Below are 14,600 nucleotides of genomic sequence, written 5' to 3'. Positions count from 1 at the left end.
TAGCCCGAGGATTACCTCGGGCTATTTTTTTTTCGAACTAACCGTTTAGTTAACCCTTTGAACTAAGCATGATGAACGGTATTACCATTTCTTCCAGTGAAATACCTCCATGCTGGAATGTGTTATTGTAGTAATTCACAAACTGATTATAGTTATTCGGATAAATGAAGTACTCATCTTCCTTGGCAAAAATGAAGCTTTGACTAACATTCACCTTTGGCAAAAACGCATCAGCTGGGTTTTTAACATGGAAAACCTCTTTAGCATCAAATGCAAGGTTTTTTCCCTGCTTATAACGAAGGTTTGTATTCGTATTCCGATCTCCAACAACTTTACTTGGCGTTTTAACCCTTATGGTTCCATGATCGGTGGTAATGACAAGGCGAATATTCTTTTGTGATAGTTTTTTAAGCGCTTCCAGTAAAGGAGAGTTCTCGAACCACGAAAGAGTGAGAGAACGGTAAGCCTTTTCATCCGAAGCCAGCTCTCGGATAATCTCCATCTCTGTACGAGCATGTGACAACATGTCAACGAAATTGTAAACAATCACATTGAACGGATTATTTATCAGGTTGTGGATATTATCTACCAGATCTTTTCCTTGTTCGTAATTTAAAACCTTTGTATAAGAGAATTTCACCTCTTTTCGTGCCCTTTTTAAATGATCAGCCAAGAAATCTTCTTCATACATGTTTTTACCCCCTTCATCATCATCGTTTTGCCATAAATTGGGATGACGTTTCTCCATTTCTGAAGGCAATAACCCGGCGAAAATAGCATTACGGGCATACTGAGTTGCCGTTGGAAGAATACTGTAATAACTTTCTTCGCTTTCAATTCTAAAATACTCACTTACAATAGGGCTAATGATCTTCCATTGATCATAGCGGAGATTATCGATCAGTACAAAGAAAGTTGGCGTTGAATCTAAAAACGGAAAAACTTTGGTGCGCAACAACTGATGGGATTGCGTAGGTGCATCTTCAGGATGGTTAAGCCACTTTACATAGTTCTTCTCCACAAATTTCGAGAACTGCGTATTCGCTTCCCGTTTCTGTTGGGTTAAAATCTCATGCATTCCTTGGTCTTCGAGGTTTTGAAGTTCAAGTTCCCAATAGATCAGTTTTTTGTAAACATCAGCCCATTCTTCGTACGAAAGATTATCATTCAGCGTCATCAATAAGTTCCTGAAATCCTGCTGATAAGCAGAGGCGGTCTTTTCTCCCACTAGGCGCTTATTATCGAGTATTTTTTTAATCGTAAGCAGAATCTGTTTCGGATTAACCGGTTTAATCAGGTAATCGTCTATCTTTGACCCTATAGCATCTTCCATGAGGTACTCTTCTTCACTTTTAGTGATCAGCACCACGGGAATATCTGTATTAATGTTTTTAATTTCAGTAAGTGTTTCAAGTCCTGTTAAACCTGGCATGTTTTCATCTAAAAAAATAAGATCGAAGTGCTCGGCTTTAAAGGCATCAAGGGCATCACTGCCATTGGTAACGGTTTTTATGGTGTAGCCTTTATCTTTTAAAAAAAGGATATGGGGTTTGAGCAAATCAATTTCATCGTCAGCCCAAAGTATTGTAGGTTCCTGCATACGTGTTGAATTAAAAATGGTTAAAAAACGGCTAAAAAGCTTTAGTATCCAAACAGAGAAGCACTTGATGCGTTTCAACTGTAAATTTACCAAATTGTAGTCTTAAAGTAGATATGCTCAATAAGAAGAAAATTGTGAACGACCCGGTTTATGGGTTCATTAATATACAATACGAAATCATCTTTGATTTATTGTCTCATCCCTGGTTTCAGCGGTTAAGAAATATTAAACAATGTGCCATGACACACCTGGTTTATCCGGGAGCCATGCATACCCGCTTTCAGCATGCTTTGGGTGCAACTCATTTAATGAGCCTGGCCATAGAAACCCTTAGGGCAAAAGGACATGAAATTACCGATGAAGAAGCGGAGGCCGTTACCGTTGCTATTTTATTGCACGATATTGGCCATGGCCCATTTTCTCACGCCCTGGAGAACTGCATTATTGAAGATGTTCACCATGAAACCATTTCGGCATTAATAATGGATAAGCTTAATGAAGAGTTTAATGGCCGTTTAACACTAGCTATCGATATATTCAATAATCGATACAGCAAAAAATTCTTACATCAATTGGTTTCAAGCCAGCTCGATCTTGATCGAATGGATTACCTGAACCGCGACAGTTTCTTTACCGGTGTTTCAGAGGGGGTGATCAGCTACGACCGTATTCTAAAAATGCTTAACGTTGCCAATGACCGCATTGTGGTGGAGGAAAAAGGGATTTACTCCATTGAAAAATTCATTATTGCCCGCAGGTTAATGTACTGGCAGGTGTATTTACACAAAACGGTAATTGCAGGCGAAACCATGCTTTTTAAAATATTGAAAAGAGCCAAAGAGCTGGCCCTAAATGGAGTAGAATTGTTTACCACACCTTCATTTCGTTTGTTTTTATATAACCGGATCGCAAGAGAACGTTTTCTTTCAGATGAACAGTACCTGGATCATTTTGTAAGACTAGATGATCATGATATTAATGCGTGTATAAAAGTTTGGGCCGACCATAACGATAAAATCCTATCGTATCTATGCCAATCACTGATAAACAGAAAACTTTACCGTGTTGAAATTCAGAAGGAGCCTATTGGCAAAATCAGAATTGAAGAAATAAAGCGTCAGGTAAAACAACATTTCGGCATAACTGATGAAGAGGTGCAATATTTCGTATTTTCTGATATGATTTCTAATAGTGCCTATAAAAAGGTTGACAGGATTGAAATTTTACGAAAAGACAATACTGTAATCGATCTAACAGAAGCATCTGACAATTTTAATATTGAAGCTTTAGCTAAAACCGTGGAGAAATACTACTTATGTACTCCAAGAATTTAAGAATGGCCAAAAGCGAAACAAAATCAATAAAAATAGGGTAAAAGGTATTTTGCAAGCACGCAACATATCAGCGAATTAAGGGCAATTCGTATTTAAAAATAGTGTTAAGCAAATTATTCATTTGTTAATGTGGAGGAATTTTCTTCACCTTTGTAAAATTTTTAGTTTCAAAATATTTACATGATCCGGTTTACCGCAGCGGAATTAGGCAAATTATTAAATGGGGTTGTTGAAGGCAATCCGGATGTTACAGTTTCAGAACTTGCTAAAATTGAGGAAGGCTCAACTGGCTCTCTTTCATTTTTAGCAAACCCAAAGTACGCCCCTCACTTATATACTACAAACGCTTCAGTAGTAATTGTTAACAAAGACCTGGTACTTACTGGTGATGTAAAAAGTACGCTCATCAGGGTTGATGATGCGTATTCTGCATTTTCAGTTCTATTGGAAAAATATAATACCATTAAACAAAACAAAACAGGTATTGAACAGCCATCGTTCATTAGCACTTCAGCAACGGTTGGCGAGAATTTGTACCTGGGCGCTTTTGCTTACATTGGCAACAATGCTAAGATTGGTAAAAACGTAAAAATTTATCCTCAGGCATATATTGGCGACAATGTAAAAGTTGGCGACAACTCAGTGATCTTTGCCGGGGTTAAAATTTATTCAGATTGTGTTGTTGGAAACAATGTAACCATTCATGCCGGTACCGTAATTGGTAGCGACGGATTTGGCTTTGCTCCGCAAGCCGATGGTTCATATTCTAAAGTAGCTCAAATCGGAAACGTTGTCATTGAAGACAATGTTGAAATTGGTGCTAATACAACAATTGACCGTGCTACCATGGGTTCAACCATAATTGGTAAAGGCGTAAAACTGGATAACCTGATTCAAATTGCTCACAATGTTGAACTTGGTGCAAATACAGTTGTAGCTGCCCAGGCTGGAATTTCAGGAAGTACCAAAATTGGTGAAAGCTGTGTAATTGCCGGCCAGGTTGGTATCGTTGGCCACATCACAATTGCCAAAGGTTCTCAATTTGGAGCTCAATCAGGCGTTCATAAAACAATTACCGAAGAAAACAAAAAATGGAACGGTTCTCCAATCGATCCTTACTTTAACTCCCTCAAAACTATCCAAGTGTTACCTCGTCTTCCGGAGCTCGAACGCAAGGTTTACGAACTCGACAAAACCATAAAAGAACTAAAAGGAGATAAATAACAAAGGTTTTGTACCCGATAATAAAACGGTATACAGTCTTTTAAGTAAAAATTGCATTTTTCATTACTTAAGAAGTAGTTTTTAGTAATTTTGCAGGCTGAAATAATTAGCGCTGTATTTATATCAGCAGCAATAAGCAGTAGCTCTTGTTGTTACAGCCGAATAAAATTACTTTGAATGAACATTAAGCAAAGAACCCTCAAGGCACCTGTATCAGTATCGGGCGTAGGCCTTCACACCGGAGCAAGTGTAACTCTTACTTTTAAGCCCGCTCCTGAAAATCACGGTTATAAGTTTCAGCGTATTGATTTACCGGGCAACCCGATTATCGATGCTGATGTTGATAACGTGGTGGATACCTCGCGAGGCACTACTCTTGAACAAAATGGCGGTCGCATTAGTACCATTGAGCACGTATTAGCGGCTTTGGTAGGATCAGAAGTTGACAACGTATTGATCGAAGTGGATGGCCCTGAGGCGCCGATAATGGATGGAAGTTCTATTCAATTTATCGAGTCTTTCGAAAAAGTTGGCTTTGAAGACCAAAAGGCTGATCGGGAATATTTTCATATCAACCAAAACATTCATTATGCAGAGGCTGACAGAAAAGTTGAAATGATCGCTATGCCTGCTGATGATTACCGTTTAACTGTTATGGTTGATTACAACTCGCCGGTTTTGGGAACTCAGCATGCCAACATCTCTCATATTTCCGAATTCAGAAGTGAAATTTCTTCTTGCCGAACGTTCGTGTTTTTACATGAACTAGAGCTTTTGTTAAAACACGGCTTAATTAAAGGCGGTGATTTAAATAACGCAATTGTAATTGTTGATAGAGAGGTTCACCCTGAAGAATTAACGCATTTAGCTAAACTGTTCAACCGTCAGGAAATTGCAGTTGCTAAAGAAGGTATCTTAAATAATATTTCGCTTCGTCATCAAAATGAGCCGGCACGACACAAGTTGCTGGATGTTATTGGTGATTTAGCGTTAGCAGGAATGCCGTTAAAAGCACATATCATGGCTGCTCGTCCGGGCCATGCTGCAAACGTAGCTTTTGCGAGAAAAATTAAAGCTATGATCAAAAAAGAACGTAGAGGTAAAACAATTCCGTTATACAACACAAACGCCAAACCAGTTTATGATGTAAATGAGATCATGGCTCGTTTACCGCATCGTCCTCCATTTTTGTTGGTAGATAAGATCATGGAAATTTCTCAAAACCACGTGGTAGGTGTAAAGAATGTAACCATGAATGAGCCGTTCTTTGTGGGTCATTTCCCTGGAAGTCCGGTTATGCCTGGCGTTCTGCAAGTAGAGGCCCTTGCTCAAAACGGAGGAATTTTAGTGTTGAATACGGTACCTGATCCAGAGAACTACCTTACCTATTTTATGAAAATAGAAAATGTAAGATTCAAGGAAAAAGTACTTCCGGGCGATACATTGATCTTAAGATGTGACCTTACCGCACCGATCAGACGTGGCATTTGCCAGATGAAAGGTGTTGTAATTGTTGGCGATAAAGTTGTAACCGAGGCTGAAATGATGGCCCAAATTGTAAGAAAACCAAACGTATGATTCAACCATTAGCATACATTCACCCTCAAGCTAAAATTGCCGATAATGTGGTAATTGAACCCTTTGTAACCATCCATAAAGATGTTGAAATTGGAGAAGGTACATGGATCGGTTCGAATGTGACCATTATGGACGGTGCCCGCATCGGTAAAAATTGTCGTATTTTTCCAGGAGCTGTTATTTCAGCTGTTCCCCAGGATTTAAAATTCGGTGGAGAATATACAACAGCAGTTATTGGCGACGGTACAACTATTCGCGAGTGTGTAACCGTAAATCGTGGTACAAGCGACCGTCAAGAGACCAGAATAGGCAAAAACTGTCTTTTAATGGCTTATGTTCATATTGCCCACGATTGTAAAATTGGCGATAACTGTATTTTAGCAAACGCCGTTCAGGTTGCCGGTCACGTAACGGTTGATGACTGGGCGATCATAGGCGGAACTTCAGCTATTCACCAGTTTGTTTCAATTGGTGCGCATGTGATGGTATCAGGCGGATCATTGGTTAAGAAAGATATTCCTCCTTATACAAAAGCTGGTCGTGAGCCGCTTTCATTTGTTGGTATCAACTCGGTAGGCTTGCGTCGTCGTGGTTTCGATTCTGAAAAGATCAATCAAATACAAGAGGTTTACCGTATTTTATACATGAAGAACTTCAATACCACCAAAGCATTGGATATTATTGAAGCTGATATTACCCCTACGGAAGAACGCGATGAAATCGTTAATTTCATCCGCAATTCGAACCGTGGTATCATGAAAGGCTTCTCTAGCAATTAATGGAGATAAGCCTGCAAAATATTGGCCGACGGTTTAACCGCGACTGGATCTTTAAAGGTATTGATTACCGCTTTGAACAGGGCAATTCATACGCCATTTTAGGACCCAATGGTTCGGGTAAATCCACGCTGGTTCAAATTATTGCAGCAAGTTTAAGTCCTTCCGAAGGAACGATCACTCACCAATATCAAGGAAAAAAAGTAGAAGCTGAAGAGGTTTTCCGCCTCCTCAGCTTCGCTTCTCCTTATCTCGAATTACTCGAAGACTTCACACTCAACGAGCTCATCGACTTTCATTTCAACTTTAAACAGTTTATTAGCGGATTCGATAAAAATCAGGTTATTGAATTACTAGGGTTTGAGAAATACCGCGACCGGTTAATAAAGAATTATTCATCGGGCATGAAACAACGGGTAAAGCTGGCTCTGGCTTTCTCCTCAAAATCCCCATTGTTGTTACTCGATGAACCTACCGCTAACCTTGATAATCAGGGTGTTGACTGGTACCTGAACCTTATTGAGCGCTTTGCTGCCGACCGTCTTACGATCATCTGTTCAAACCAGGAACATGAATACTCCTTTTGCAAACAACAGCTTAATATTGTTGATTACAAGAGTTAAATAATCGGCTTCAATCGCTTCATCCACATTTAGTTCAACAACCTAATCTTTCTGAGTTTTTATTATCTTTGCCGCTCAATTACAAACACTTTAATTTTTTATGGCTAAGGCTTCAGACGTAAAAACCGGTAATATTCTTCGCTTTAACGGCGAATTGGTATTGGTTGAAGAATTCATTCACCGCACACCAGGAAACCTTCGTGCTTTCTACCAGGCGAGCATGCGTAACATAAAAACCAATAAATTGGTTGAATATCGTTTCCGTACTGATGAGGAGGTGACAATTGCCCGTGTAGAAACTCAAAACTATCAATATTTATATGAGGATGGCGAGAATTTGGTGGTAATGGACAACAATACTTACGACCAGATCTATGTTCCTAAAGCAATGTTTGGTGATGCAGTTAAATTTTTAGCTGAAGGAATGCAAGTGATGGTGGCATTGGAAAACGATGATGCTATTATGGCAACAATGCCTAGCCACGTTACACTGGAAATCACTTATTCAGAGCCTGCTGTTAAAGGTGATACCGCAACGAACGTTACTAAATCAGCAACAGTTTCAACTGGCGCCGAAATTCGTGTTCCTTTATTTATTAACGAAGGCGATAAAGTTAGAATTGATACTCGCACTGGCGATTATATTGAGCGCGTAAAAGAATAATTCTTTTCAAAATAGTATAAAAGAGGCCTTTGCAAACGTATTGCAAAGGCCTCTTTCTTTTGGGCTTGCCGGCTAGAATATCAGTTTATAGCCTCTACCATGTACATTGATGATCTCCACAGTTTCGTCATCTTTTAACAGCTTTCGCAATTTGCTGATATAAACATCCATGCTGCGGGCATTAAAATAATTATCACTTCCCCATATCGAAACCAGAGCCTGCTCCCGGCTTAAAACATCGTTCTTATGTTTGCAAAGCAGATGAAGTAATTCCGATTCCTTTGCCGAAAGTTTTTGGGCATTATAGCCATTATAAATCTCTTGCGAAATGGGGTCGAATAAAATAGCCCCAACCTGAAACTTATCAGGATGCTTTTCTTCTACAGGTGGATTATTGCTGCGTTTTAGCAAGGCATTTATACGCAGTAAAAGCTCTTCGATCCTAAACGGTTTAGTGATATAATCATCACCGCCAATATTAAAACCCTGAATTTTGTCCTCCAACATTGATTTGGCGGTAGCAAAAATAATAGGAATTCGCTGATTAAGCGCCCTGATCTCTTGTCCCAGGGTAAAACCATCTTTCCTGGGCATCATTACATCTAAAATACATAGGTCGAAACTCTTGAGTTTAAAAGCCGCTAAACCTTGCATGCCGTCTACGCAAAGCGTTACTTCATATCCTCCTTTAAACTGCAGATACTCCTGCAAAACCATTCCCAGGTTTGGGTCGTCTTCAACCAGCAGAATTTTTTTACTCATTATTTATCAATGATTAGCTTATTAGAAAACTCAGCTCGAAAGTACTGCCCCTTTGTGGCTCGCTTTTAACCGAAATATTCCCTTTTAACAGTTTAACAATTGAATATACATAGTTAAGTCCCAATCCGAAGCCTTTAACATTATGCAGGTTTCCGGTATGAGCACGGTAGAATTGATCGAACACCTTACTTTGCTGCTCGCGAGTCATTCCTATTCCGTTATCAATTACTTTTATTAATATCAAATTTCCAAGGTTTTGGGTTGAAATAATGATGGCTGGATCAGTTTCTGAATATTTCAAGGCATTATCCAACAGGTTATAAATAACATTTGAAAGATGAAGTTCATCCCCGGTTATTATTGAATCTGTTGCTTGCAGGTCAAAGTTGAGTAAAGCATTTCTACGTTTAAATTGCAGATCCATGCTATCGGCAACGGCGGCAATTAAAGTGTGCATATTCACCTGTTTCTGTTCCAGCTTAAGGTCGCTTTTCTCTAAACGAGCCATGCTTAACACCCGCTCCACATAGCTGCTCAAACGCAGGTTTTCATCATAGATAATACCCGCATATCGGTTCACCATTTTTTTGTCATCGGCCATTTGCTCATCACGCAGGGCTTCGCTGGCCAGCATAATGGTGGCTACAGGAGTTTTAAACTCATGAGTCATATTATTGATGAAATCACTCTTCATCTCCGATAATTTCTTTTGACGTAAAAGTGCCGTAAGCGCAATGGCGAAACAAGCCATAATCACTAAAACAATTAATGAAGAGGCGATGATCAATATCCCCATTTTCTTTAGCAAGAAATCAGCCTTATTGGGAAAAACTACATTTAATATTCCGGCGCTGTGCAAAACATCCTGAGGAAATAATGCTGTTTGATAACTGTATTTTGTCTTTTTTGAGGAAAAGGCTTTGTCAGCAACTGAATGGAATATTGTTCTACTACTGTCGTCAACCAATGAAAATTGAAAATCGAGGTTAATTTTCGCCTCTGTAAATCCTTCATGCAGCAATGAATCAACTATATGAGGTTTAACCCGATCAATTAATGATTGCTTCTTTAAATTGGCTTCCATAGCTAACTTTTCAAAAATTTCTACTCTTTTCTTGAATTTTGAAACGGAATCTAGCCAAGAGGTAACCAATACATCCTCTTTTATTTCGGCATTTTGTTCCTTTTCAACTAATTCTCTTCTGCGCTCAATCCTGAACTCTTCGGGCAGTTCCCGAGTGTAAACCTCAGAGGCAACAGGGGCAACTGGGTACCTGAAGAAAACAATGTTAGAATCAATCTGCCCATCAGGGCCGATTCTTACAATAACTCGCTGATTTAAACGATCCCTTTTTAGCTGCAAATGCCGTCCTTTAAGCATCTGCTTAATATCTGCAGGATCCATCACTTTGGATTCTTCAGCATGATTGAAAACTAAAACTTTAGGATTTATAACAACTGAATCAGATCTAAAAGCTTCAAACGGTCTTGTTCTAACTAGTTTAACTTCTTCAACATGCTTTTCTTTTGGTTGCTTATGTTTATTTGCCGGCATTTTGCCTGGGGCAGGAAACTTAAAAACAGGAGGAGCCTCTACTTTGGTTTTAATAAATCCCAAAGCTTCATTTTTTTCGAGTTTTGCAGCCACGGTTTGCATCACTGTTTTAACAGTTTGATCAAACAGCTGCGATTTAACCCGATAAGAATCGAATAGAAAGTAGGCTTGCATGCCCATCAAGCAAATAAGGCCGAGACCAATTGCTATTACAATGAATACAAAGCTTTTTTTCTTCATCTTCTATAATATTAACAGCACAAAACTAAGCAGCAAAGCACGGGAGCTGCAATATTTAACACTTTTTAACATCACGTTAACAAATTTTCACGGTTGCTGAAACTACATTTGGCGTATAAACAAGTACTAATTATGAAGAAGTACGTATTACCAGTGGTATTATCCGTGATAAGCGCTGCTGCGTTTGCGCAGGAAAAAGCGCCTAAGAAGGAAGTCATTTATCGTAAAATAGAAATTAAAGGCAACGATACGATTGTAGATGTAACTAAAAACTATGATCAACTTTCGGAGGCAGAACGCAAGGATCTAGACCAGTTAAAAGAGATAAGAATTACTCCTGATGCTCATCGGGTTAAAGTGGTGAAAAAACTTGACAGCGTTCAAATTGCCAAATTAAAAAAAGAAGGAAAATGGGTTGAAGCAGATAATACTGATGTGATCATTGCTAATGGTCATGGAATTCTGATGCCGCCACCGGGAGACGAGCACTTTTTCGAAAAAAGGGTTAACAAAAAAGTTCAGATTACTGTTGATAGCACCGGTAAAAAGAAAGTGATTGTTTTAGAAACTGATGGTGATGATGATGAGCTGATGCCTCCTCCCGGCATGCCAGGTGATGACATTGTGATTGAAAGAGTGCCAAGGGCCAAAGGGGACAGAATGATGTTTCGTAAGCATTTCAGTCCTGAATATGAGTTAAATTTTAAACTTCCGACTAAAGGAGCCATTTTGGTAAAAGTGAAAGATGAAACCGGTAAAGAAGTGTTTAAGGAAACGGTGAATAATTTCTCGGGGAACTTCTCTAAAACCATTGAACTGTTTCCGGGCAAATACCTGCTTTTGGTTCAGCAAAAGGGCAAAGAAGTATTGAGTTATAGCTTTTTTAAATAAATTTCTCTTTATATATAACCAAGTAGCCGTTCTAGAATATTGGAACGGCTTTTTTGTTATATAAGAGATCGGCCAAAATTATTTCAACCTTACCGAACAGCATTTTCTATAGCAAAAGAAATATCAATATTTATTCATAGCCAATGGCTGTATCTGGTAACTTTTAGCTGTATTTAATTCTTAATAGTTCTGTTAGAAGTTAAAACAATTTAAACAGGCATAAAAAAACCGACTCGGTGGTCGGTTAATATTCTTCTAATCAAATTGTTAGAATGGAAGATCGTCAGCTTCTCCCGGTGCACTTGATAAATCAGGAGGCGTAAACGATGGCATCTCGTCAACAGGCGCTCCTGCAGCTGCTCCCGAAAGAGGACTTACTCTCCAAATCTGAAGTGTGTTAAAATAATCAGTCTTACCAGTCTTTGGATTGTTCCAGGCACGACCTTTTAAATTGAATGACACTTCCACCATATCACCCACTTTACATTTATCCATTAGAGAAACTCGATCCTGAATAGCTTCGAATTTAATATACTCAGGATATGAAGGGTTTTCTGCGTATTCAATAACTAATTCACGTTTACGGAATGAAGAGGTTACTTCCATCACTTCCGAAATTTCGTGTACTTTACCTTTAATGTCCATAATATTGACGAATTTAGCCTGCAAAATTAATAATCAATTCCTTATTAACAGATGTCTGTTTTCAACAAAGCTGAAAAAATTATTGTTACCTGTCCCAAACACCTTGCCACCTATCTCCGAAGAGAGGTATTATACATGGGTTTTGAGATTGTAGATCAGGGACAAACCTATATAGAAACCCACGGAACGCTCACTGACTGTATTAAGCTCAACCTTAATTTGCGCACCGGAAACAATGTGCTGTATGAATTGAAAAGCTTCCGGGCCATGGACGCTGATAAATTATATGACGAATTGATTCAGATGCCTTGGGAAGCATGGTTAGATGAAGCCGGTTATGTTTCGGTGACTTGTAATGTTAACAATCCGTTTATAGACAACACCATGTTTGCCAATATGCGTGTTAAAGACGCCATTGTAGATCGACTTACCCAAAAGCGTGGCCGTCGCCCCGATTCAGGACCTAAACGCGACAAAGCGGTTATTCACTTGCATTGGCAGGAAGATCGCGCTTCGGTTTATATCGATTCATCAGGTGAAACGCTTTCGAAACACGGCTATCGTAAGCATCCGGGTTTAGCCCCTATGCAGGAAAGTTTAGCAGCGGCAGTTGTAATGGCAACCGGCTGGAACGGAAGCGGCCACTTGATCAACCCAATGTGTGGAAGTGGTACCCTTGCGATTGAAGCAGCTTTGTTTGCATTAAATCGTTCGGTAGGTTTATTCCGTGATAATTTTGGCTTTATGCACATTAAAGGTTTTGAGGAAGAGGCTTATGTCGCTGAGCGTCGTAAAGCTCGCGAGCTAGCCAAAAAGCTGATCCCTGGTAAAATCATCGCGACAGACTTAAATCCTAAAGCAGTAGAACTTGCCCGCAAGAATGCTATAACTGCCGGAGTAGAGCAGTACATTGAATTTGACGTTTGTGATTTCCGCGATACCGAAATTCCCGAAGGAGAAGGTGTGATTGTTTTCAATCCTGAGTACGGAGAGCGTTTGGGTGATTATGAAGAATTGGTTGAGATTTACAAAGCCATTGGCGATTTCTTAAAGCAGAAATGCAAAGGCTATAACGGCTATATTTTTACAGGAAGTCCGAATTTGGCAAAAAAAGTTGGTTTGAAAGCTTCCCGTAAAATCGAATTCTTCAACTCAAAACTTGAGTGTCGGTTGTTGGAATATGAATTATACGACGGTACTAAGCGGAGCGAAGAAGACCGACCAAAGAGAAAAACAGAGTAAAAGTATTATTCAACAATAATTTGTCATTCCGATAAAGGAAAAACCTCTTGCTTCGGAATGGCATATTGAAAACGTAAATTTTTCAATTGACACCATTCTCTTTTCAACCCATCGGCATTGTTCACTCTCCGTTTAAAGAGAAATTCGGAATTCCACGTCAACCCGGACTAGCTCCTTCATCTACCGCAGTTATCGAATTAGTTCCACCTTTTAACCTGACTGAAACGGTTGAAGGTTTATCGCAATTCTCACATGTATGGGTGACCTTTGTGTTTCATGCTACCGCGGAACGAGGATGGACGCCAACGGTTCGTCCACCACGATTGGGCGGAAACGAGCATGTTGGAGTTTTTGCAACCCGCTCCACTCATCGACCAAATCCAATTGGCCTGTCGGTGGCGGAACTCGGAAAGATTGAAACCGAAAACGGAAAAGTGCTTATTCAGCTACGAAATATCGATTTGATGGATGGAACTCCGGTTCTGGATATCAAACCTTACCTCCCATATGCCGATGCAATTCCAGGGGCCAAAGGCGGCTATGCAAGTGATGCTCCATCACAAAAATTAAGCGTTCGGTTTAGCGCCAAAGCTGAAACTGATCTTCAAACTAACCCTCAGCTTAAACAGTTAATCACTGAGATCATCAGCCTTGATCCTCGACCTGCCTATAAATCCGCAAAAGCTGATGAAAAAATTTATGGCATTGCAATAGGTGATGTTGATGTAAAATTTACCATTGAAAGTGGGATAGCCACAGTTATCGAAATTATCAACTTTAAGTAAAACAATTACCAGCAACATCTTTAACTTGTAGCTATGAATATTGAATTACTTCGAGATTTTTGTATTGCTAAAAAAGGTGTAACGGAAGAGTTTCCTTTTGGTGAGGACACACTGGTTTTTAAGGTAATGGGCAAAATGTTTTGTTTGATCAGCCTAAGCAATCCTCATTCATGTAATTTAAAATGCGATCCGGAGAAAGCTGTTCAATTACGAGAAGAGCATTTTGAAGTTACAGGAGCCTTTCATATGAATAAGGTTCATTGGAATACCGTTAGCTTTGAGGGGACTTTGAATGACTCCGATATCTTTAACTGGATCACTGATTCGTATGAATTGGTGATAGCAGGTTTGCCAAAAAAAGTAAAAGAAGAGTTGGCTAAGTTTAATTAAATTTAGCTGAACAATTATTTTTCACCTTAATCAATAAACTATGTGGGCCGAAGTTGATAATAAGCTTACGCGAACTTTCCAGTTTGCCACTTTTGTAGAAGCTTGGGGTTTTATGAGCAAAGTAGCCTTGCTTGCCGAGCGAATGAACCATCATCCTGAATGGACAAATGTGTACAGTACTGTTGATATTAAACTAAGTACACACGATGCAGGTGATATTGTCACAGATAAAGACCGGGAACTGGCACTGGCCATTGATCAGCTGCTAAGGTAGTTTGCCACAATAAAGTG

15 protein-coding genes are annotated in these 14,600 nt (G+C 39.4%); 11 read left to right on the top strand and 4 right to left on the bottom strand.

Going from position 1 to position 14,600, the window contains the following annotated elements; genetic code table 11:
- Positions 1-49: 49 nt before the first annotated feature.
- Positions 50-1,600, bottom strand: a complete 1,551-nt coding sequence (porX, locus tag C3K47_RS00795; protein WP_103787172.1) for a T9SS response regulator signal transducer PorX — start codon at positions 1,598-1,600, stop codon at positions 50-52.
- A gap of 113 nt (positions 1,601-1,713) precedes the next feature.
- On the opposite strand from porX, the gene C3K47_RS00790 reads away from it, so the two are divergent.
- The 6 genes from C3K47_RS00790 (at position 1,714) to efp (ending at position 7,799) form a co-directional block, all read left to right on the top strand.
- Positions 1,714-2,934 (top strand): HD domain-containing protein, encoded by a 1,221-nt coding sequence (locus tag C3K47_RS00790; protein ID WP_103787171.1) that lies wholly within the window; start codon positions 1,714-1,716, stop codon positions 2,932-2,934.
- Between the two features lie 183 nt (positions 2,935-3,117).
- Complete coding sequence (lpxD, locus tag C3K47_RS00785) at positions 3,118-4,158, top strand: UDP-3-O-(3-hydroxymyristoyl)glucosamine N-acyltransferase (protein WP_103787499.1); 1,041 nt, start codon at positions 3,118-3,120, stop codon at positions 4,156-4,158.
- Between the two features lie 177 nt (positions 4,159-4,335).
- Positions 4,336-5,736: a bifunctional UDP-3-O-[3-hydroxymyristoyl] N-acetylglucosamine deacetylase/3-hydroxyacyl-ACP dehydratase gene (locus C3K47_RS00780; protein WP_103787170.1), complete on the top strand. Its 1,401-nt coding sequence runs from the start codon at positions 4,336-4,338 to the stop codon at positions 5,734-5,736.
- Positions 5,733-6,515, top strand: coding sequence for an acyl-ACP--UDP-N-acetylglucosamine O-acyltransferase (lpxA, locus tag C3K47_RS00775; protein WP_103787169.1), 783 nt, complete (start codon positions 5,733-5,735; stop codon positions 6,513-6,515). Before C3K47_RS00780 ends, lpxA begins: the two co-directional genes overlap by 4 nt.
- A complete protein-coding gene (locus tag C3K47_RS00770; RefSeq protein WP_103787168.1) occupies positions 6,515-7,135 on the top strand; it encodes an ABC transporter ATP-binding protein in 621 nt (206 codons plus the stop codon). The genes lpxA and C3K47_RS00770 overlap by 1 nt, the downstream gene beginning before the upstream one ends.
- A gap of 100 nt (positions 7,136-7,235) precedes the next feature.
- Positions 7,236-7,799, top strand: coding sequence for an elongation factor P (gene efp, locus C3K47_RS00765; protein ID WP_103787167.1), 564 nt, complete (start codon positions 7,236-7,238; stop codon positions 7,797-7,799).
- A gap of 72 nt (positions 7,800-7,871) precedes the next feature.
- On the opposite strand, the gene C3K47_RS00760 is transcribed toward efp, so the two are convergent.
- Both C3K47_RS00760 and C3K47_RS00755 read right to left on the bottom strand, forming a co-directional pair.
- Entirely contained in the window at positions 7,872-8,561 is a 690-nt protein-coding gene (locus C3K47_RS00760) for a response regulator transcription factor (protein ID WP_103787166.1), read from the bottom strand.
- Between the two features lie 13 nt (positions 8,562-8,574).
- Positions 8,575-10,356: a sensor histidine kinase gene (locus C3K47_RS00755; protein WP_103787165.1), complete on the bottom strand. Its 1,782-nt coding sequence runs from the start codon at positions 10,354-10,356 to the stop codon at positions 8,575-8,577.
- A gap of 132 nt (positions 10,357-10,488) precedes the next feature.
- Between C3K47_RS00755 and C3K47_RS00750 the strand changes: the two genes are divergently transcribed.
- Entirely contained in the window at positions 10,489-11,247 is a 759-nt protein-coding gene (locus tag C3K47_RS00750) for a hypothetical protein (protein WP_103787164.1), read from the top strand.
- 267 nt (positions 11,248-11,514) lie between these two features.
- Here the strand turns inward: C3K47_RS00750 and C3K47_RS00745 are convergent, their stop codons facing one another.
- A complete protein-coding gene (locus tag C3K47_RS00745; protein WP_103787163.1) occupies positions 11,515-11,892 on the bottom strand; it encodes a DUF3127 domain-containing protein in 378 nt (125 codons plus the stop codon).
- Positions 11,893-11,943: 51 nt separating this feature from the next.
- Between C3K47_RS00745 and C3K47_RS00740 the strand changes: the two genes are divergently transcribed.
- The 4 genes from C3K47_RS00740 to C3K47_RS00725 all read left to right on the top strand — a co-directional run bounded on the left by C3K47_RS00740 (position 11,944) and on the right by C3K47_RS00725 (position 14,583).
- On the top strand, positions 11,944-13,134 hold the full coding sequence (locus tag C3K47_RS00740; protein WP_103787162.1) for a THUMP domain-containing class I SAM-dependent RNA methyltransferase: 1,191 nt from the start codon (positions 11,944-11,946) through the stop codon (positions 13,132-13,134).
- Positions 13,135-13,220: 86 nt separating this feature from the next.
- Positions 13,221-13,919 carry a tRNA (N6-threonylcarbamoyladenosine(37)-N6)-methyltransferase TrmO gene (gene tsaA, locus C3K47_RS00735; protein WP_103787161.1) on the top strand — a complete coding sequence of 233 codons (699 nt, stop codon included), beginning with the start codon at positions 13,221-13,223 and terminating at the stop codon, positions 13,917-13,919.
- 33 nt (positions 13,920-13,952) lie between these two features.
- Positions 13,953-14,309 (top strand): MmcQ/YjbR family DNA-binding protein, encoded by a 357-nt coding sequence (locus C3K47_RS00730; RefSeq protein WP_103787160.1) that lies wholly within the window; start codon positions 13,953-13,955, stop codon positions 14,307-14,309.
- Between the two features lie 40 nt (positions 14,310-14,349).
- Positions 14,350-14,583 carry a 4a-hydroxytetrahydrobiopterin dehydratase gene (locus C3K47_RS00725; RefSeq protein ID WP_103787159.1) on the top strand — a complete coding sequence of 78 codons (234 nt, stop codon included), beginning with the start codon at positions 14,350-14,352 and terminating at the stop codon, positions 14,581-14,583.
- Positions 14,584-14,600 lie beyond the last annotated feature (17 nt).

It is taken from the genome of Solitalea longa (genome assembly GCF_002920915.1).
Taxonomy (GTDB): domain Bacteria; phylum Bacteroidota; class Bacteroidia; order Sphingobacteriales; family Sphingobacteriaceae; genus Solitalea; species Solitalea longa.
The sequence above is the reverse complement of the archived record's forward strand: the minus strand, read 5'-3'. Positions and strand labels throughout refer to the sequence as shown.